Source organism: Mediterraneibacter sp. 210702-DFI.5.30, assembly GCF_020560115.1.
Classification (GTDB): domain Bacteria; phylum Bacillota; class Clostridia; order Lachnospirales; family Lachnospiraceae; genus Mediterraneibacter; species Mediterraneibacter faecis.
This window is the reverse complement of record NZ_JAJCME010000002.1, coordinates 187830-207624: the sequence shown is the minus strand read 5'-3', so window position 1 is coordinate 207624 and position 19795 is coordinate 187830. Positions and strand designations below refer to the sequence as shown.

Genomic DNA, 19795 nt, shown 5'->3' with positions numbered 1-19795 from the left:
GAGGACAATATGGGACAGAAAGTTAATCCTCATGGCCTGAGAGTTGGCGTTATCAAAGACTGGGATTCCAAATGGTACGCAGAAAAAGATTTCGCTGACAATCTGGTTGAAGACCACGAGATCAGAAAGTTTTTAAAGAAGAGATTATACAGCGCTGGAATCTCTAAGATTGAAATCGAAAGAGCATCCGATCGCGTTAAGATCATCGTTTATACAGCTAAGCCTGGTGTCGTAATCGGCAAGGGTGGTTCCGAGATCGAAAAGGTGAAAGCAGAGCTTGCACAGTTCACAGATAAGAAGCTCATCGTTGACATCAAAGAAGTTAAGAGACCGGACAAAGATGCACAGCTTGTAGCTGAGAACATTGCTCAGCAGCTTGAGAACCGTATCTCCTTCAGACGTGCTATGAAATCATGCATGTCCAGAACTATGAAGGCTGGAGCACTCGGAGTTAAGACTTCCGTATCCGGACGTCTCGGCGGTGCTGATATGGCTCGTACAGAGTTCTACAGCGAGGGAACAATTCCGCTGCAGACACTTCGTGCTGACATCGATTATGGATTCGCAGAAGCTGATACAACTTACGGAAAAGTCGGTGTAAAGGTTTGGATTTACAAAGGCGAAGTTCTTCCGACTAAAGCAGATAAGGAAGGGAGAGATAGATAATGTTAATGCCAAAAAGAGTAAAACGTCGTAAACAGTTCCGTGGTACTATGAAAGGTAAGGCTCTTAGAGGTAATAAGATTTCTTACGGTGAATTTGGTATCGTAGCTATGGAACCATGCTGGATTCGTTCTAACCAGATCGAGGCAGCCCGTGTTGCTATGACACGTTACATCAAGCGTGGTGGTAAGGTTTGGATCAAAATCTTCCCAGACAAGCCGATCACAGCAAAACCGGCTGAGACTCGTATGGGTAGTGGAAAAGGTACTGTTGAGTATTGGGCAGCAGTAGTTAAACCAGGCCGTGTTATGTTTGAGATTGCAGGAGTACCAGAGGAAACAGCTAGAGAGGCACTTCGACTTGCAATGCATAAATTACCTTGCAAATGCAAAATCGTTTCTCGCGCAGACTTAGAAGGCGGTGATAACAGTGAAAATTAATACATTTGTAAACGAGTTAAAAGGAAAATCCGTAGAGGAATTAAATGAAGAATTAGTAGCTGCTAAGAAGGAACTCTTTAATCTGAGATTCCAGAACGCAACAAATCAGTTGGATAATACAAGCAGAATCAAAGAAGTAAGAAAGAATATCGCTCGTATCCAGACTCTGATTACAGAGGCTAAAAGAGCATAGTGAAAGGAGCAGCAACCGTGGAAGAGAGAAATTTAAGAAAAACCCGTACGGGTAAGGTTGTCAGCGACAAGATGGACAAAACGATTGTTGTTGCTGTTGAAGACCATGTAAAACATCCACTTTACAACAAGATCGTAAAGAGAACTTACAAGCTTAAAGCTCATGATGAGAACAACGAGTGTAAAGTTGGAGATACAGTAAAAGTTATGGAAACAAGACCGCTGTCCAAGGACAAGAGATGGAGACTTGTGGAAATCATGGAGAAAGCGAAATAATTATTTGAAGGAGGTTTACCTGCATGATACAGCAAGAAAGCAGACTTAAAGTAGCAGACAACACAGGTGCGAAAGAGTTACTGTGTATCCGTGTTCTTGGCGGTTCTACAAGAAGATACGCCAACATCGGAGATGTGATCGTTGCAACTGTTAAAGATGCAACACCAGGCGGCGTTGTTAAAAAAGGTGATGTCGTTAAAGCTGTTGTTGTCCGTTCTGTAAAAGGCGCTCGTCGTAAAGACGGTTCCTATATCAGATTCGATGAAAATGCTGCTGTTATTATAAAAGACGATTTGAACCCACGTGGAACACGTATTTTTGGACCAGTAGCAAGAGAGCTTAGAGAGAAACACTTTATGAAGATCGTTTCTCTGGCTCCGGAAGTACTGTAAGGAGGTGCCTGAGAATGTCAACTATGAAAATTAAAAAAGGTGATATGGTTAAGGTTATCGCCGGAAAAGATAAAGATAAAGAAGGCAAAGTTATTGCCGTAGATAAAAAAGACGGAAGAGTCCTGGTTGAAGGCGTCAATATGCTGACAAAGCACACAAAGCCAAGCATGGCAAACCAGAACGGCGGAATCGTACATCAGGAAGGTTACATTGATGCATCAAACGTTATGTTACTTCATAACGGAAAAGCAACAAGAGTAGGCTTCAAGATGGATGGAGACAAAAAAGTTCGTTTTGCTAAGGCAACAGGCGAAGTTATTGATTAATTCAAGGAAGGAGGTCCAGGACTTTGAGTAGACTGAAAGAGCAGTATCAGAATGAGATCGTTGATGCAATGATCAAAAAATTTGGATATAAAAACATCATGGAAGTGCCGAAACTTGACAAGGTTGTAATTAACATGGGTGTCGGTGAGGCAAAAGACAATGCTAAACTTCTGGAGTCAGCTATTGCAGACATGGAGAAAATCGCAGGACAGAAAGCGGTTGTAACAAGAGCAAAGAATTCTGTAGCTAACTTCAAGATCAGAGAGGGTATGCCGATCGGATGTAAAGTTACTTTAAGAGGAGAGAAAATGTACGAGTTCGTTGATCGTCTGATCAACCTCTCACTTCCTCGTGTACGTGACTTCAGAGGAGTAAACCCGAACGCATTTGACGGAAGAGGTAACTATGCACTTGGAATCAAGGAGCAGCTTATCTTCCCGGAAATCGAGTACGATAAGATTGACAAAGTCAGAGGTATGGATGTAATTTTTGTTACAACAGCCAAGACTGATGAAGAAGCACGTGAATTATTGACACAGTTCAATATGCCATTCGCAAAGTAAAAAGGAGAGAAATTCATGGCTAAAACATCAATGAAAATCAAACAGCAGCGTGCACCAAAGTTCTCCACAAGAGAATACAGCCGTTGCAGAATTTGTGGTCGTCCGCATGCATATTTAAGAAAATACGGTATCTGCCGTATCTGCTTCCGCGAACTGGCTTATAAAGGACAGATCCCGGGTGTTAAAAAAGCAAGCTGGTAAGACGAAAGCAACTATATACTGTGAAATAACATAGGAGGAATCACACACATGACTATGAGCGATCCAATTGCAGATATGCTTACAAGAATCCGTAATGCAAACACTGCAAAACATGATACAGTAGATGTACCGGCATCAAAGATGAAACTTGCTATCGCAAACATTCTTGTTGATGAAGGATATATCGCAAAATATGACCTTGTAGAAGATGGAGCTTTCAAGACAATTCACATCACACTGAAATACGGTGCTGACAAGAACGAGAAAGTTATTTCCGGACTGAAGAGAATCTCCAAACCGGGACTTCGTGTTTACGCTAATACAGAGGATATCCCGAAAGTACTTGGCGGACTCGGAACAGCAATCATCTCTACAAACAAAGGTGTAGTAACAGACAAAGAAGCTAGAAAACTCGGCGTAGGCGGAGAGGTTCTTTGCTTCGTTTGGTAAGCCGAAAGCAACTTAGTGAGAACGAGGCGTAGCCGAAGTTTGAGCTTAGTGCGAGGTTGTTCTTTGAACTTAGCGAGGTCCTTTCGAGCTTAGTGAAAAGAACTTCCTTAAATCTGCTCATCTATCGAGTTGAGTGGATGATTCATTATAAAAGGTACGTTCTTTGAGCTAGCGAGACTACTTGCTTAGCGAAAAGAACTTCCTTATAAATGTAACTGAAAACAGAGAAGCCAACGCAGCTTCTCCGAGAATCTAAGTTAAGGAGGATAATGGTATGTCACGTATAGGAAGACTGCCTGTAGCAATTCCTGCAGGAGTAACTGTAGAAGTTGCTGAGAACAATGTAGTGACTGTAAAAGGTCCTAAGGGAACTCTTACAAAAGAGCTTCCAGTAGAAATGGAAATCAAAGTTGAAGGCGAAGAAGTAATCGTTACAAGACCGAGCGACTTAAAGAAAATGAAAGCTCTTCATGGTCTGACAAGAACACTGATCAACAACATGGTTGTAGGTGTAACAGACGGATATGAGAAAGTTCTTGAGGTTAACGGTGTAGGTTACAGAGCTGCTAAATCAGGAAATAAACTGACACTGAACCTTGGTTATTCCCATCCAGTTGAGATGATCGATCCAGAAGGAATCGAGACTGTACTTGAGGGACAGAACAAGATCACTGTTAAAGGTATCGATAAAGAAAAAGTTGGACAGTTTGCGGCTGAGATCAGAGATAAGAGAAGACCGGAGCCATATAAGGGCAAGGGAATCAAATATGCTGATGAAGTAATCAGACGTAAAGTCGGTAAGACTGGTAAGAAATAAATAAGGAGAGTGTGAAAATGGTTAGTAAGAAATCTAGAAGCGAAGTTCGTAGAAAAAAACACATGAAATTACGCAACCGTTTCAGCGGAACAGCGCAGAGACCGCGTTTAGCTGTATTCAGAAGTAATAATCATATGTATGCACAGATCATCGACGATACTGTTGGAAATACTCTTGTTTCCGCTTCCACTCTTCAGAAAGAAGTGAAAGCAGAGCTCGAGAAGACTAACGACGTTGAAGCAGCAGCATACCTTGGAAAAGTAATTGCCGAGAGAGCAAAAGCTAAAGGTATTGATGAAGTTGTATTTGATAGAGGCGGATTCATTTACCAGGGTAAAATCAAGGCATTAGCAGACGCAGCAAGAGAAGCTGGTCTGAATTTCTAAGGAAGGGAGAACACAGATGAGACAGGAACGTATTGATGCTAGTCAGATGGAATTAGTAGAAAAAGTGGTATCAATCAAGCGTGTAACCAAAGTTGTTAAAGGTGGTCGTAACTTCCGTTTCACAGCTTTAGTAGTTGTTGGTGATGGAAATGGCCATGTTGGTGCAGGTTTAGGAAAAGCTACTGAAATTCCGGAAGCTATTCGTAAAGGTAAAGAGGACGCTATGAAGAAAATGATCAGCGTATCTCTTGATGAAAACTCAAGTGTAACACACGATGTGATTGGTAAATTCGGAAGCGCTTCCGTACTTCTTAAGAAGGCTCCGGAAGGTACTGGTGTTATCGCCGGAGGACCGGCGCGTGCCGTAATTGAGGCGGCTGGAGTTAAGAACATCCGTACAAAATCTTTAGGATCCAACAACAAACAGAATGTTGTACTTGCTACAATCGAAGGACTTAAAGCAGTTAAGACTCCGGAAGATGTTGCAAGACTTCGTGGCAAATCAATTGAGGAGATCTTAGGCTAATCAACCGAGAAGCCCGATCAAGCGCATAGGAGGTAAGATTGAAATGGCAAATTTAAAAGTTACATTAGTAAAGTCTACAATCGGCGCCGTACCAAAGCATAGAAAAACAGTTGAGGCTCTTGGACTTAAGAAACTCAACAAAACAGTTGTATTGCCAGATAATGCAGCTACCAGAGGTATGGTACAGCAGGTTAGACATTTAGTTAAAGTTGAAGAAGAGGCTTAATTAAGATAAGGAGGTAATGTCATGGACTTATCAAACTTAAGACCGGCAGACGGTTCAAAACAGAGTGATAATTTCAGAAGAGGCCGTGGTCATGGTTCAGGAAACGGTAAGACAGCCGGAAAGGGCCACAAAGGACAGAAGGCTCGTTCAGGAGCTACAAGACCTGGTTTCGAAGGCGGTCAGATGCCTTTATACAGAAGAATTCCTAAGAGAGGTTTCACATGCAGAAACTCTAAGACAATCGTAGGAATCAATCTTAGCGCACTTGAAGTATTCGAGGATGGCGCTACAGTATCCGTTGAGACATTGATCGAAAGCGGTATTGTTAAGAATCCAAAAGACGGAGTAAAAATTCTTGGAAATGGAGAGTTAACTAAGAAGCTTACAGTTCAGGCTAATGCATTCAGTGCAAAAGCAGCTGAGAAGATTGAAGCTCTTGGTGGAAAAGCAGAGGTGATCTAATGCTTAAGTCCTTGCGTAAAGCATTAAGTATTGAGGATATCAGAAAGAGACTTCTCTATACATTGGCAATGCTTATCGTTGTTAGGTTAGGATCACAGTTGCCCACTCCGGGAGTAGATCCGACATTTATTCAGAATTTTTTTGCACAGCAGACCGGTGACGTATTTAACTTTTTTGAGGCGTTCACCGGCGGCTCATTTACAAGAATGTCAGTATTTGCCCTGAGTATCACTCCATATATCACATCATCTATTATCATGCAGCTTCTGACAATAGCGATTCCAAAGCTTGAAGAAATGCAGAAAGATGGTGAAGATGGAAGAAAGAAAATCGCAGCGATTACAAGATATGTGACAGTTGGTCTTGCACTGATTGAATCTATCGCAATGGCTGTAGGATTTGGACGTCAGGGACTTCTGGAAGAATATAATTTCGTAAATTGTGCAATCGTTGTATGTACGCTTACAGCTGGTAGTGCATTTCTTATGTGGATCGGTGAGCGTATTACTGAAAAGGGAGTTGGAAACGGTATTTCTATCGTACTTCTGATCAATATTATTTCCCGTGTTCCGGATGATTTCGTGACACTGTATACACAGTTCATGAAAGGCAAAACAATTGCAAAGGCAGGACTTGCTGGTGTTATTATCATTGCAGTTCTTCTGGTTGTAGTTGTGTTTGTTATCATTCTTCAGGATGGTGAAAGAAGAATTGCAGTTCAGTATTCCAAAAAAGTACAGGGAAGAAAAATGTATGGCGGTCAGTCAACACATATTCCGTTGAAGGTGAATACAGCCGGAGTAATCCCGGTTATCTTCTCTTCTTCACTGATGCAGACACCAATCGTGATTGCACAGTTCCTTGGAAAAGGAAATGGAACTGGAATTGGAAGTAAGATCCTTGCAGGTTTAAACTCCAATAACTGGTGTGATCCAGAGAATCCGATTTATTCAGTCGGACTTGTGGTTTACATTTTACTTACAATATTCTTTGCATATTTCTATACATCGATTACTTTCAATCCGATGGAGATTGCAAATAATATGAAAAAGAGCGGTGGATTTATCCCTGGAATTCGTCCGGGCAAACCAACAGTTGACTACCTTACAAAGATTTTGAATTATATTATCTTTGTTGGTGCGTGTGGTTTGATCATCGTACAGGTGATTCCATATTTCTTCAATGGTGTTTTTGGTGCAAACGTTTCCTTTGGTGGAACATCACTTATCATTATTGTAGGTGTTGTACTTGAGACAATTAAGAAGATTGAATCACAGATGCTTGTAAGAAATTACACAGGATTTTTAAATAATAAGAGATAACAGTTATTGATATTGTTTTCTATTAAACGTCTTTTAGCTCGCTTTGTTCTGTCCTCAATTGCAGGACGAACAGAGCGGGTTAAACTTGTATAAGGAGGATAAAGATATGAAACTCATCATGTTAGGAGGCCCAGGAGCAGGAAAAGGAACACAGGCAAAGAAGATTGCTGAGAAGTATTCTATTCCGCATATTTCTACTGGAGATATCTTTAGAGCAAACATCAAGAACGGAACAGAACTTGGTAAGAAAGCAAAAACTTTCATGGATCAGGGTCTTCTGGTTCCGGATGAACTGGTTGTTGATCTCGTTGTAGACAGAGTAAACCAGGAAGATTGTAAGAATGGATATGTACTTGATGGATTCCCGCGTACAATTCCACAGGCAGAGGCACTTGATCGTGCACTTGCTGAGATGGGACAGAAGATTGATTATGCGATCGATGTTGAAGTTCCAGATGAGAATATTGTAAACCGTATGTCTGGAAGAAGAGCTTGTGTTGATTGTGGTGCTACTTATCATATCGTATATGCTCCGACTGCAAAAGAAGGCATCTGCGACAAGTGTGGTGGAGAGCTTATCTTGAGAGACGATGATAAACCAGAGACAGTACTTAAGAGACTTGGTGTTTATCATGAGCAGACACAGCCGCTGATCGATTATTATACAGAAGCAGGAGTACTCAGAGAAGTTGATGGTACAATCGATATCAACGATGTATTTGCTGCAATCGTTCAGATTCTTGGAGAGTAAGTTTTGTTGATTTCATTCAGGAGGATTAAAAATGTCAAAAACTGACGTGATTGAAATTGAAGGAGTTGTAGTTGAGAAACTTCCTAACGCAATGTTCAAAGTAGAACTTGAGAATGGCCATATTGTACTGGCACATATCAGCGGTAAGCTGCGTATGAACTTCATCAAGATTCTGCCGGGAGATAAGGTTACACTTGAGATGTCACCTTATGACCTGAGCAAAGGAAGAATTGTCTGGAGAGACAAGTAAGAATTCTACACATCAAATAACGGGAATGTTGTTGTTTACAACGTTCCGTATCTGAAAAGATAAAAAGATATTATTTTCTGAAAAGTATTTTTAGAAAATAATATCTTTTTTAATTTAGGTCTTGACTTTACCATATGTTTTGTGGTAAAGTATGAAATGGTCATTTTTGGAGAGGTGTGTCCAAAAATACCGGAATATATAGGCAGAGCAAAGTAGGGAAGGAGGATTTGACATGAAGGTTAGATCATCAGTTAAACCAATTTGTGAAAAATGCAAAATTATTAGAAGAAAAGGTAGTATCAGAGTAATCTGTGAGAACCCGAAACACAAACAGCGCCAGGGCTAAGGCATTGAACACTTGATGAGTGCAAGCGTAAGCGTAGCACGAATTTAGTGAGAAAGCCTATCAGGAGACTTGGTGAGGTATTATCGAACCTAGTCGAGTGATGCTACTGATGTTTTGTGCAATTATCAAGCGGCTGACAGCATGACATGCCAGGAGGTGTGTGGAGCTGTTTAATATACAGTAAGGATACATCGCATCTGTCCGCAGGTACCGACAGAGCGTGTAGTCTGGGCATCTGACAGACGTTTGTCATCTTTATATTAAAGAGGGAAGATGCTATTGTATATTGCTTATAATACCCGGCATTTGCATTGGCGGATGAGAGTATGATCCGTGCCGGGAAAGGGTATGTAGTTTCCGTACATACCTGGGCTGGGATATCGGAAGGATACATTCCGGTAGGATGCAGCAGTAAATGAGTTACACCAGACTTCATTTATAAAAAGAAGAGACTCATTTCGCATTCGCAGCCTCAATTAGGGACAATTAACAAGAAAACCAGAAAAGAAAATGGAGGAAAGACACATGGCTCGTATTGCAGGTGTAGACTTACCAAGAGACAAACGTGTAGAAATCGGTCTTACTTATATCTACGGAATCGGTAGAACAAGTGCAGAACGTATCTTAAAGGATGCAGGAGTTAATCCTGACACTCGTGTAAGAGATCTTACAAGTGAAGAAGTAAAGAAGATCAGCGCAGTGATCGATGAGACTCAGGTTGTAGAAGGTGATCTTAGAAGAGAGATTCAGCTCAACATCAAGAGACTTAAAGAGATTGGATGCTACCGTGGAATCCGTCACAGAAAAGGACTTCCGGTACGTGGACAGAAAACTAAGACTAATGCAAGAACATGCAAAGGTCCTAAGAGAACTGTAGCAAATAAGAAGAAATAATATCGTATAAAATAAAGAAAGTAGGTTAGTTTAAATGGCTAAGAGAGTTGCGAAAAAAGTAACAAAAAAACGTGTCAAGAAAAACGTTGAACGCGGACAGGCACATATTCAGTCATCATTCAACAATACAATTGTTACACTGACTGACGCTCAGGGAAATGCTCTTTCATGGGCAAGTGCAGGCGGTCTGGGATTTAGAGGTTCAAGAAAATCTACTCCATATGCAGCACAGATGGCAGCTGAGACAGCAGCTAAAGCAGCATTAGTACATGGTCTTAAGACAGTAGATGTATTCGTAAAAGGACCGGGATCAGGAAGAGAAGCAGCAATCCGTGCACTTCAGGCATGCGGAATTGATGTAGTAAGCATCAAGGACGTAACACCGGTACCGCACAACGGATGTCGTCCACCGAAACGCAGAAGAGTGTAATTATACTCTGCTGTATAAGAAAAGCAGTTATTTAATAGTAAATGTTGACGCAGCGGCATGAGTACCGCTGGCATGTATAATATTAGGAGGATAGAAATGGCAGTAAATAGAGTTCCTGTTCTTAAAAGATGCCGTTCATTAGGAATGGATCCGATTTACCTCGGAATCAATAAGAAATCTAACAGACAGTTAAAAAGAGCAAACAGAAAGATGAGCGAGTATGGTCTTCAGCTTCGCGAGAAACAGAAAGCAAAATTCATCTACGGTGTTCTTGAAAAACCTTTCAGAAACTACTATGCAAAGGCAAAACAGCAGGAAGGAATGACAGGTGAAAACCTTATGATCATCCTTGAGTCAAGACTTGACAACGTTGTTTTCCGTCTTGGACTTGCTAGAACAAGAAAAGAAGCTAGACAGATCGTTGATCATAAGCACGTTCTTGTAAACGGCAAACAGGTTAACATCCCATCTTACCTTGTAAAGGCTGGAGATATTATTGAAATCAAAGAGAACAAAAAAGGTTCACAGAGATACAAAGAGATTCTTGAAGCTACAGCTGGAAACATGGTACCAGAGTGGCTTGAGGCAGACGCTGAGAATCTTAGAGGTACAGTAAAAGAGCTTCCTAACAGAGAAGCAATCGATGTACCGGTTGACGAGATGCTTATCGTCGAGCTGTATTCTAAATAATAATTACGATTTGAAAGGATTGCGCAGGCATTTATGCAGGGCAATCCTAACTAATCTGAATAAGTTGATTAGATACAGTTTTGTACCCCCTCAACATATATTAAGCCCATAAGGAGGGTCTGTGTAGTGTTTGATTTTAATAAACCGAATATTGAAATTACAGATGTTTCAGATGACAAGAAATACGGAAGATTTGTCGTAGAACCGCTGGAGAGAGGATACGGAACTACGCTTGGTAACGCGCTGAGAAGAATTATGCTTTCTTCCCTGCCGGGAGCAGCAATCAGTTCTGTGAAAATCGACGGTGTACTGCACGAGTTCAGTTCCATCCCGGGTGTTAAAGAAGATGTGACAGAGATCATCATGAACTTGAAATCTCTGGCTATCAAGAACACATCTGAGTCTGATGAAGTGAAGACAGCTTATATCGAGTTCGAAGGAGAAGGCGTTGTAACAGGTGCTGATATCCAGTGTGACTCTGATATTGAGATTGTAAACCCGGAGCAGGTAATTGCTACATTAAGCGGTGGCAAAGACAGCAAGCTTTATATGGAACTTACAATCACAAAAGGAAGAGGATATGTAAGCTCAGATAAGAATAAGACAGAAGATATGCCAATCGGTGTTCTTCCGATCGATTCTATCTACACACCGATCGATCGTGTCAACCTGACAGTTCAGGATACACGTGTAGGTCAGGTTACAGATTATGACAAACTGACACTTGATGTCTGGACAAAAGGTACAATGGCTCCTGATGAGGCTGTTAGCCTTGCAGCAAAAGTGTTAAGTGAGCATCTGAAACTCTTCATCGACCTGTCAGAGGTAGCTCAGCAGGCAGAAGTTATGATTGAGAAAGAGGATGACGAGAAAGAAAAAGTTCTTGAGATGAGCATTGATGAACTTGAGCTTTCTGTTCGTTCTTACAATTGTCTGAAGAGAGCCGGAATCAACACAGTTGAAGAGCTCACAAACAAGACTCCGGAAGACATGATGAAGGTTCGTAACCTTGGTCGTAAGTCTCTCGAAGAAGTTCTTGCAAAACTGAAAGAACTCAATCTGGAACTGAACCACGGAGAAGAATAATATTCTATATCCGTACTATGATAAATTATCAGGACACTTATGTCCTGCACAGGCTGTGATTACAGTTTTGTGAATTGCAGCCCGCTGAAGATTGAATATCCTGGTGGTAAGCCCGAAGAGCACAGCAGGAGCATTTGATTAGTAAGCCCGAAGATGCATAACCAAATGTTAATTAATGGAGGAAATTTGAAATGGCAAAGTATAGAAAACTTGGCAGAACAGCAAGCCAGAGAAAAGCTTTACTTAGAAACCAGGTAACAGCACTTCTTAACAACGGAAAGATCGTTACAACAGAAGCTAAGGCAAAAGAGATCCGTAAGCAGGCAGAAAGCCTGATCGCTCTTGCTGTAAAAGAGAAAGATAACTTTGAAGAAGTTACAGTAATGGCTAAAGTAGCACGTAAAGATGCTGATGGCAAACGTGTGAAAGAAGTTGTTGACGGTAAGAAAGTTACTGTTTATGACGAAGTTGAGAAGACAATCAAAAAAGATAAGCCAAGCAGACTGCACGCTAGACGTCAGATGCTGAAAGTTCTCTTCCCTGTTAAAGAAGGCGAGAAGAGAAACATGAAAGATGTTGACATGGTTGCAAAACTCTTTGATGAGATCGCTCCAAAATATGCTGATCGTAACGGTGGTTACACAAGAATCGTAAAGATTGGTCAGCGTAAAGGTGACGCAGCTATGGAAGTTCTGATCGAGCTTGTTTAATTTGATAATATAGCTGATTTTTGACTCTCATATAGGACAGAAATGTCCTGTATGGGAGTTTTTTGCATATTAGTAAAGTGTTTTTCATAGTTAAAAATGTCAAGTGAAAATTTGCTTTTGTGAAAACTGCACAAATGATGTTAAAAAAATAACGTTAAAACTTTAACAACTGGTACATTGACAATTAATTAACGAACTAGTATACTAATACCTGTAATCGGGAAACATAAAAACAACCCGATCGGATAAAACTTGCAGGTTACGAAAACAGTGACTATAAAAATGATTTATTCAAGTACAGGAGGAATACTCAGATGGCAAAGAAAGAGGCGGCAAAAACTGTAGAGACAAAGACAGTAAACACCGGATTCATTGATAACGTTGAAGCTCTTGAAGCAAAAATGAAAGAGATGCGCGAGGCACAGAAAATCTTCGCTACATTTACACAGGAGCAGGTTGACAAAATCTTCTATGAAGCAGCTATGGCAGCAAACAAGCAGCGTATCCCGCTTGCAAGACTTGCAGTAGAAGAGACTCAGAGAGGTATTCTCGAGGATAAGGTTATCAAAAACCATTACGCAGCAGAGTATATTTACAACGCATACAAAGATACAAAGACATGTGGTGTTGTAGAAGAAGATAAGGCATTTGGAATCAAAAAGATCGCAGAGCCAATCGGACTTGTTGCAGCAGTTATCCCTACAACAAACCCGACATCAACAGCAATTTTCAAAACACTGATCTGCTTAAAGACAAGAAATGCAATCATCATCAGCCCACATCCGGCTGCTAAAGCATCTACAATCGCAGCAGCTAAAGTTGTTCTTGATGCAGCAGTGAAAGCAGGAGCTCCGGAAGGAATCATCGGTTGGATCGATGCTCCATCACTGGAACTTACAAACACAGTAATGAGAGATGCAGATATCATCCTTGCAACAGGTGGTCCTGGAATGGTTAAAGCAGCTTACTCTTCAGGAAAGCCGGCACTCGGAGTTGGAGCTGGTAACACACCGGTTATCATCGACGATACAGCAGATGTAAGAATGGCAGTTAACTCAATCATCCACTCTAAGACATTTGATAATGGTATGATCTGTGCGTCTGAGCAGTCTGTAACAGTACTTGAAAGCGTATATGAGGAAGTTAAGAAAGAATTCCAGTACAGAGGATGCTACTTCCTGAAACCAGGTGAGGAGCTTGACAAAGTTCGTAAGACAATCATCATCAACGGTGCACTGAACAGCAAGATCCCAGGAAAATCAGCTTATGAAATCGCTCAGATGGCAGGCGTTGATGTACCGAAGAATACAAAAATCCTGATCGGAGAAGTTGAATCTGTAGATATTTCAGAAGAATTTGCACATGAGAAATTATCACCGGTACTTGGTATGTACAAAGCTAAAACATTTGATGAGGCTCTTGAGAAAGCAGCTCAGCTTGTAGCAGACGGTGGATATGGACATACATCTTCACTCTACGTACATCCGGCAGAGACAGAGAAGATTGCAAAACATGCAGCAGCAATGAAGACTTGCCGTGTACTGATCAACACACCTTCTTCTCACGGTGGAATCGGAGACCTTTATAACTTCAAGATGGCTCCGTCCCTTACACTTGGATGTGGATCATGGGGTGGAAACTCTGTATCAGAGAACGTAGGAGTAAAACATCTGCTTAACATCAAGACAGTTGCAGAGAGGAGAGAAAATATGCTGTGGTTCAGAACACCTGAGAAAGTTTACTTCAAGAAAGGTTCTATGCCGGTTGCACTGGATGAGCTTGGAACAGTAATGCATAAGAAGAAAGCATTTATCGTAACAGACTCCTTCCTTTACAAGAACGGATATGTAAAACCGATCGAAGATAAATTAGATGAAATGGGAATCCAGCATACATGCTTCTTCGAAGTAGCACCAGACCCGACACTTCAGTGTGCACGCAAGGGTGTTGACCAGATGAGACAGTTCGAGCCAGATACAATCATCGCTCTTGGTGGTGGATCTGCAATGGACGCAGGTAAGATCATGTGGATCATGTATGAGCATCCGGAAGCAAACTTCGAAGATATGGCTATGGACTTCATGGACATCCGTAAGAGAGTATTTACATTCCCTAAGATGGGAGAGAAAGCTTACTTCATAGCTATCCCAACATCTTCAGGAACAGGTTCTGAGGTAACACCATTCGCAATCATCACAGACGCTGACACAGGTGTTAAATGGCCAATCGCTGACTACGCTCTGCTTCCAAACATGGCAATCGTAGACGTAGACAACATGATGACACAGCCGAAGGGACTGACAAGTGCTTCAGGTATCGACGTTATGACACATGCAATCGAGGCATATGTATCTATCATGGCAACAGATTACACAGATGGTCTGGCTATGAAGGCTGTTAAGCTTGTATTCGAGAACCTTCCATCTGCATACGAGAACGGAGCAAACGATCCGAAGGCTCGTGAAGAGATGGCAAACGCTTCCTGTATGGCTGGTATGGCATTCGCAAATGCATTCCTTGGTGTTAACCACTCCATGGCTCATAAGCTTGGTGCTTTCCACCACCTGCCACACGGTGTTGCTAACGCAGTAATCCTTACAGAGGTTATGAGATACAATGCAGCAGAAGTTCCGACAAAGATGGGAACATTCTCACAGTATCAGTACCCACATGCACTTGCAAGATACGCAGAACTCGGACGCTTCGCAGGATGCACAGGTAAAGATGATAAAGAAGTATTTGAGAACTTCATCGCTAAACTTGAAGAACTCAAAGAGAAGATCGGAATCAAGAAGACAATCAAAGATTACGGCATTGATGAGAAGTACTTCCTTGACACACTTGATGAAATGTCAGAGCAGGCATTCAACGATCAGTGTACAGGAGCTAACCCAAGATACCCACTCATCCAGGAGATCAAAGATCTGTACCTGAAATGCTACTACGGAAAATAAATCGCATTGCATAAGCAGGCATATGACCGTTAGAATCTAAAATATACGAAGAGAGACAGAATGATGTTGAAAAGCATTGTTCTGTCTCTTTTTTACGTGAGCAACGAGCCAAAGTCTGTGCTTGCACAAGACCTTGGCGACTGCCGCGATAACTTGGAAAATACAGTTTTTGAGTTTTCCAAGTATACGTGAGCAACGAGCCAAAGCTATGATTGTTAATAAATAGACAATATATAAGAGACAAAAAATCTTGTTAAAAACTGCACAAACTTGCTCTAAAGGGGTTTTATTTCTAAAAATTGTGAGATATAATGACATCATCAAAACAAAGTAAGAGCCGTAAGGCAAAAGGAACAGCCCAGCAGAGCTGAGATAAAATAAGAGCAGACAAGAAGGGGCGTTCAAGATATAAGGAGGTCTATATTATGAAGTTAGAAGAAAAAAATCTCATCGTGAAACGTGCTTACAAATCAGTCTATAAATGTGATGATTGTATCGTGAAAGTTTTTAATGAAGGACATCCGAAGTCAGATGTATTTAATGAGGCTCTGAATACTGCAAGAGTAGAAGAGACAGGTCTGGACATTCCGAAGGTAAAAGAAGTAATTCAGATTGATGGAAAGTGGGCAATTGCTATTGAGTACAAAGCAGGTAAGACACTTGAGGACATGATGGAATCTGATATGAAGAATCTGGAAAAATATATGGAAGACTTTGTTGATCTCCAGTTACAGGTTCAGAGTAAGAAATCACCGCTTCTGAAAGGAATGAAAGATAAATTAGCTCGTCAGATCAATGGATTGAAAGATCTTGATGCGACTACACGTTATGAACTTCTGACAAGACTTGAGAGTATGCCAAAGCATAATAAAGTATGTCACGGAGACTTTAATCCGAGTAATGTGATCGTAGGAAAGAATGGAAAGATGACTGTGGTTGACTGGGCTCATGCAACACAGGGAAATGCAAGTGCAGATGCAGCAATGACATATTTGCTTTTCGCACTGAAAGATCAGAAAGTAGCAGATCTCTATCTGAAATTGTTCTGCAAGAAGAGCGATACAGCAATGCAGTATGTACAGCAGTGGCTTCCGATTGTGGCAGCAGCACAGTTATCTAAAGAAAATGAACTTGAAAAAGATTTTCTGATGAGATGGATTGATGTTGTTGATTATCAGTAGAAAATAGAGTTGTTTCTAAAAAAGAAGCGCTGGAAGATGAAAATGAAATCTTCCGGCGCTTCTTAATCTTCTTTTTATTATTTTACCAACTTGTAAAGAAAACGTTATCGCCAATTACAACACCGGTTCTGCTTGTCGATGGTGCGTACAGGAAGTAATAACAGTCGGCTACGGCAGCAAGACGAGCTCCGTTGATCGCATCCTGTGCAACCTGGATAGAAAGACTTCGTGGACCTTGCTTTAATACACGGTCTAAGGAACCTGTCCATACAGGAGCAAACTGTCCTTGGGCATAGATGACATCATGAATAGAATTCGGAAAGCGACTGCTATATACACGATTCATAATGACTGTAGCAACTGCAAGCATAGAGTCGTAATCATAGTGGGCCTCACATTGCAGGATTGCTGCAAGAAGTGTAAGGTCATCAGACGCAATGGCAGATCCGGAACTATTGGAGCCACCAGAAGAACTTGAACTTCCGGAGGATGAGGAACCTGAATTGCCGGAGTTCCCAGAGGAACTGGAAGTATTCGCTTTGTTCGCACTGGCAGCAGCCTCAGCTTTTGCAGCTGCTTCGGCTTTTGCAGCGGCTTCCGCCTGTTTCCTGGCTTCTTCTGCCTGACGAGCTGCCTCTTCTTCTTTGGCTTTCTGCAGTTTTGCATTCACTTCATTCAAATTAGTAGAAGTTGCAGCAGCTTTTGCCTGTAATTGTGTCTGCTGTGTCTGCAATTGGTTCTGTAAATCTTTCATGGAAGCCTGCTGTGCTTCCAGGTCTGCTTTCTGATCGGCAATCTGCTGGTGAACATCTTTCAGATTGTTCAGAGCTTTGCGGTCGTAGTTACTTAAATTTTCAATAAAATCAGCTTTGTTTAGAAAATCTGACATATTTTCTGCTGAGAAAAGCATCTCAAGCATTGTAGCACTTCCGTGCTCATACATATATTTGATACGGCTTTTCATATCTTCATACTGCTGATCTTCGTTTTTCTGCGCTTTCTCAAGATCATCCTGTGTTTTGTCTATATCACTGTTGAGGATCTCAACCTGCATCTCAGTATCAGATATCTTCTCACTCAGGGTGAGGATATCCTGGTTGATGCCTTTTAATTCGTTCTCAAGGGCAGAGGTCTGGTTTTGCAGATTGTCTATCGTGTCTGTAGCATAGACAGGAAGTGCAGAAAATACAATTGCAAGGGAACAAATGAGCGCGGTGCCCGTATGTAGCTTGCTTTTTTTGTAAAATGCCATAATCTCAATATCCTTTCTTTAAATGACATTGCATAGTTGTCGAAAACCTATTATACTATAAAACAGAGAATTAATCAAATTTGCGCGAAACATTTTATGATTGTTTTACAAAATGATTAAAAAGATGTTACTTTTTGTAACAATTGACGGATAGAAAATACAGAAGATAAGGAAAAAAGTATGGAAAAAAAGGAAATTAAGATTGTTGGATTAGACCTCGATGGAACACTTCTTACAGATAAGAAGGAACTTCTTCCTTATACGAAGAATGTAATCGGAGAGGCACTGCAGAATGGTACAGTTGTTCTTGTTGCAACCGGAAGACCATGGACAGGAGTTCCGGAAGAATTACGTGAGCTTACGGGGATGGATTATGCACTGACTGCGAATGGGGCAAGGATTATTGAGACGAGAACCGGAAAGGTACTGGAAGAACATCTGTTATCCAAAGAAGCAGCAAAAAAAGCAATTGCAATCGGAAGAAAATATGATACTCTGTTGGAAGTTTATTTTGATGGGCAGGGATATGCTCAGAAAGATGAGATCGCGCAGGTGAGAAAGTATCATAAGAATCCGAACATGTGGGATTATTTTCTGAGAACACGAATAGCGGTAGACAGACTGGAAGATCTGCTGGATGAAAAAGAAGGGAATCTTGATAAAGTACAGATGTTGTTTGCAGATATGGAAGAGAGAGAAGAGGCATGGAAAGAGCTGGAGCGAGAAGGCGTCTTTGAACTGGTTGGCTCTCTTCAATATAATATAGAAATCAACGCAGTTGGTGTAAATAAAGGAACCGGACTTGTGAATCTTGGCAAGATGCTTGGAATCAGGCGGGAAGAGATCATGGCGTGTGGGGATGGCGATAATGATATCGCAATGCTCAAGGAAGTTGGATTTGGGGTTGCCATGGCGAATGCCGAAGAAAAGGTCAAAGCTGTAGCTGATTATATTACGGAGAGCAACAATGATGAGGGGGCTGCAAAGGCCATCGAGAAGTTTGTTCTGAAACGAGGAGGGGAATCATGTTAGAAGTATTAAAGGTTATCATTTTAGGAATTGTGCAGGGAATCACAGAGTGGCTTCCAATCAGTAGTACAGGTCATCTGATTCTGGTAGAGCAGCTGATCCAACTGAAGCAGAACGAGGCATTTACGAATATGTTCAATGTGGTGATTCAGTTTGGATCGATCCTGGCAGTTGTAGTAATTTATTTTCATAAGTTAAATCCGTTCTCACCGACGAAGACGGAAAAGCAGAAGAAGATGACAATTCAGTTATGGATTAAAGTAGTGATCGGAACAATTCCGGCACTGATCGGAGGAGTGTTGCTGAACGATCTGATTGAATCAAAACTGAGTAATGCATATGTTGTTGCATTGATGTTGATTGTTTATGGTATTTTATTCATTGTAATTGAAAAACGTAATGAGACAAGAGAACCGAAAGTAAAAAGACTCTCTCAGCTTTCTGTGAAGACAGTTCTTCTGATCGGAGTTTTCCAGATGATGGCGATGATTCCTGGGACGTCCAGATCCGGCGCAACGATTGTCGGAGCACTGGCACTTGGGGTTTCAAGAAGTGTTGCAGCAGAGTTTACATTTTTCCTTGCAATTCCGGTTATGTTTGGAGCAAGTGCACTGAAGTTGTTTAAGTTCGGTCTGGCATTTACCCCAATGCAGGTATTTCTGCTTCTTCTTGGAATGATCGTATCCTTTGCAGTATCTGTTATAGCAATCAAGTTCCTGATGAAATATATCAAGAACCATGACTTTAAGGCATTTGGATATTACAGAATCGTACTTGGAATCGTTGTATTTTTATTCTTCGGTATCCAGGCTTTATTCAAATAAGGTATGTATTATTGAATAGAGTGCAGTGTGTTTTACTGTTCACAGTTATTGTGAACAGTAAAATTTTGTATTTCCAAAAGAAATCGTGCATAATTACGTCTTGCATTTTATGAAAAGCATGTTATAATTATTAACATGTTTTGAATTTTTATGCAG

28 protein-coding genes are annotated in these 19795 nt (G+C 41.1%); 27 read left to right on the top strand and 1 reads right to left on the bottom strand.

Annotated elements, in window-relative coordinates:
* Positions 1 to 9: 9 nt before the first annotated feature.
* The 25 genes from rpsC (at position 10) to LI126_RS02855 (ending at position 16534) form a co-directional block, all read left to right on the top strand.
* Complete coding sequence (gene rpsC / locus LI126_RS02975) at positions 10 to 666, top strand: 30S ribosomal protein S3 (protein ID WP_015528296.1); 657 nt, start codon at positions 10 to 12, stop codon at positions 664 to 666.
* Complete coding sequence (gene rplP / locus LI126_RS02970; RefSeq protein ID WP_055172195.1) at positions 666 to 1103, top strand: 50S ribosomal protein L16; 438 nt, start codon at positions 666 to 668, stop codon at positions 1101 to 1103. Before rpsC ends, rplP begins: the two co-directional genes overlap by 1 nt.
* Positions 1093 to 1296 (top strand): 50S ribosomal protein L29, encoded by a 204-nt coding sequence (gene rpmC / locus LI126_RS02965; RefSeq protein WP_054751544.1) that lies wholly within the window; start codon positions 1093 to 1095, stop codon positions 1294 to 1296. Before rplP ends, rpmC begins: the two co-directional genes overlap by 11 nt.
* Positions 1297 to 1313: 17 nt before the next feature.
* A complete protein-coding gene (gene rpsQ / locus LI126_RS02960; RefSeq protein ID WP_054751807.1) occupies positions 1314 to 1571 on the top strand; it encodes a 30S ribosomal protein S17 in 258 nt (85 codons plus the stop codon).
* Positions 1572 to 1594: 23 nt separating this feature from the next.
* Positions 1595 to 1963, top strand: a complete 369-nt coding sequence (gene rplN / locus LI126_RS02955) for a 50S ribosomal protein L14 (RefSeq protein ID WP_015528295.1) — start codon at positions 1595 to 1597, stop codon at positions 1961 to 1963.
* 14 nt (positions 1964 to 1977) lie between these two features.
* A complete protein-coding gene (rplX, locus tag LI126_RS02950; protein ID WP_015528294.1) occupies positions 1978 to 2289 on the top strand; it encodes a 50S ribosomal protein L24 in 312 nt (103 codons plus the stop codon).
* Between the two features lie 23 nt (positions 2290 to 2312).
* A complete protein-coding gene (gene rplE, locus LI126_RS02945; RefSeq protein ID WP_020435987.1) occupies positions 2313 to 2852 on the top strand; it encodes a 50S ribosomal protein L5 in 540 nt (179 codons plus the stop codon).
* Between the two features lie 15 nt (positions 2853 to 2867).
* Positions 2868 to 3053: a type Z 30S ribosomal protein S14 gene (locus LI126_RS02940; protein WP_005613006.1), complete on the top strand. Its 186-nt coding sequence runs from the start codon at positions 2868 to 2870 to the stop codon at positions 3051 to 3053.
* 48 nt (positions 3054 to 3101) lie between these two features.
* Positions 3102 to 3503 (top strand): 30S ribosomal protein S8, encoded by a 402-nt coding sequence (rpsH, locus tag LI126_RS02935; protein WP_015528293.1) that lies wholly within the window; start codon positions 3102 to 3104, stop codon positions 3501 to 3503.
* A 274-nt stretch (positions 3504 to 3777) separates the two neighbouring features.
* On the top strand, positions 3778 to 4320 hold the full coding sequence (rplF, locus tag LI126_RS02930; protein WP_117497850.1) for a 50S ribosomal protein L6: 543 nt from the start codon (positions 3778 to 3780) through the stop codon (positions 4318 to 4320).
* Between the two features lie 17 nt (positions 4321 to 4337).
* A complete protein-coding gene (rplR, locus tag LI126_RS02925) occupies positions 4338 to 4706 on the top strand; it encodes a 50S ribosomal protein L18 (RefSeq protein ID WP_015528291.1) in 369 nt (122 codons plus the stop codon).
* A gap of 16 nt (positions 4707 to 4722) precedes the next feature.
* A complete protein-coding gene (gene rpsE, locus LI126_RS02920; protein WP_015528290.1) occupies positions 4723 to 5232 on the top strand; it encodes a 30S ribosomal protein S5 in 510 nt (169 codons plus the stop codon).
* A 43-nt stretch (positions 5233 to 5275) separates the two neighbouring features.
* Positions 5276 to 5458 carry a 50S ribosomal protein L30 gene (gene rpmD / locus LI126_RS02915; protein WP_015528289.1) on the top strand — a complete coding sequence of 61 codons (183 nt, stop codon included), beginning with the start codon at positions 5276 to 5278 and terminating at the stop codon, positions 5456 to 5458.
* Between the two features lie 21 nt (positions 5459 to 5479).
* Positions 5480 to 5920 carry a 50S ribosomal protein L15 gene (rplO, locus tag LI126_RS02910; RefSeq protein ID WP_015528288.1) on the top strand — a complete coding sequence of 147 codons (441 nt, stop codon included), beginning with the start codon at positions 5480 to 5482 and terminating at the stop codon, positions 5918 to 5920.
* Positions 5920 to 7242 (top strand): preprotein translocase subunit SecY, encoded by a 1323-nt coding sequence (secY, locus tag LI126_RS02905; protein ID WP_227164788.1) that lies wholly within the window; start codon positions 5920 to 5922, stop codon positions 7240 to 7242. The genes rplO and secY overlap by 1 nt, the downstream gene beginning before the upstream one ends.
* Positions 7243 to 7348: 106 nt before the next feature.
* Complete coding sequence (locus LI126_RS02900) at positions 7349 to 7993, top strand: adenylate kinase (protein ID WP_227164787.1); 645 nt, start codon at positions 7349 to 7351, stop codon at positions 7991 to 7993.
* Between the two features lie 31 nt (positions 7994 to 8024).
* Complete coding sequence (gene infA / locus LI126_RS02895; protein ID WP_005613024.1) at positions 8025 to 8243, top strand: translation initiation factor IF-1; 219 nt, start codon at positions 8025 to 8027, stop codon at positions 8241 to 8243.
* A 232-nt stretch (positions 8244 to 8475) separates the two neighbouring features.
* Positions 8476 to 8589 carry a 50S ribosomal protein L36 gene (gene rpmJ, locus LI126_RS02890; RefSeq protein ID WP_020436478.1) on the top strand — a complete coding sequence of 38 codons (114 nt, stop codon included), beginning with the start codon at positions 8476 to 8478 and terminating at the stop codon, positions 8587 to 8589.
* Between the two features lie 525 nt (positions 8590 to 9114).
* On the top strand, positions 9115 to 9483 hold the full coding sequence (gene rpsM / locus LI126_RS02885) for a 30S ribosomal protein S13 (RefSeq protein WP_015528285.1): 369 nt from the start codon (positions 9115 to 9117) through the stop codon (positions 9481 to 9483).
* 34 nt (positions 9484 to 9517) lie between these two features.
* A complete protein-coding gene (gene rpsK / locus LI126_RS02880) occupies positions 9518 to 9913 on the top strand; it encodes a 30S ribosomal protein S11 (RefSeq protein WP_015528284.1) in 396 nt (131 codons plus the stop codon).
* A gap of 96 nt (positions 9914 to 10009) precedes the next feature.
* Positions 10010 to 10603, top strand: coding sequence for a 30S ribosomal protein S4 (gene rpsD / locus LI126_RS02875; protein ID WP_227164786.1), 594 nt, complete (start codon positions 10010 to 10012; stop codon positions 10601 to 10603).
* Between the two features lie 126 nt (positions 10604 to 10729).
* Positions 10730 to 11689, top strand: coding sequence for a DNA-directed RNA polymerase subunit alpha (locus LI126_RS02870; RefSeq protein WP_054751551.1), 960 nt, complete (start codon positions 10730 to 10732; stop codon positions 11687 to 11689).
* 191 nt (positions 11690 to 11880) lie between these two features.
* Positions 11881 to 12399: a bL17 family ribosomal protein gene (locus LI126_RS02865; RefSeq protein WP_015528282.1), complete on the top strand. Its 519-nt coding sequence runs from the start codon at positions 11881 to 11883 to the stop codon at positions 12397 to 12399.
* A 314-nt stretch (positions 12400 to 12713) separates the two neighbouring features.
* Positions 12714 to 15353, top strand: coding sequence for a bifunctional acetaldehyde-CoA/alcohol dehydrogenase (gene adhE, locus LI126_RS02860; protein ID WP_055161012.1), 2640 nt, complete (start codon positions 12714 to 12716; stop codon positions 15351 to 15353).
* A gap of 425 nt (positions 15354 to 15778) precedes the next feature.
* A complete protein-coding gene (locus LI126_RS02855) occupies positions 15779 to 16534 on the top strand; it encodes an aminoglycoside phosphotransferase family protein (RefSeq protein WP_227164785.1) in 756 nt (251 codons plus the stop codon).
* A gap of 82 nt (positions 16535 to 16616) precedes the next feature.
* Here LI126_RS02855 and LI126_RS02850 read toward each other — a convergent pair whose 3' ends face one another.
* Positions 16617 to 17786 carry a cell wall hydrolase gene (locus LI126_RS02850; RefSeq protein WP_226901032.1) on the bottom strand — a complete coding sequence of 390 codons (1170 nt, stop codon included), beginning with the start codon at positions 17784 to 17786 and terminating at the stop codon, positions 16617 to 16619.
* A 180-nt stretch (positions 17787 to 17966) separates the two neighbouring features.
* Here LI126_RS02850 and LI126_RS02845 point away from each other — a divergent pair, with 180 nt between their 5' ends.
* A complete protein-coding gene (locus LI126_RS02845; RefSeq protein WP_117497858.1) occupies positions 17967 to 18818 on the top strand; it encodes a Cof-type HAD-IIB family hydrolase in 852 nt (283 codons plus the stop codon).
* Entirely contained in the window at positions 18812 to 19639 is an 828-nt protein-coding gene (locus tag LI126_RS02840) for an undecaprenyl-diphosphate phosphatase (RefSeq protein ID WP_117497861.1), read from the top strand. The genes LI126_RS02845 and LI126_RS02840 overlap by 7 nt, the downstream gene beginning before the upstream one ends.
* Positions 19640 to 19795 lie beyond the last annotated feature (156 nt).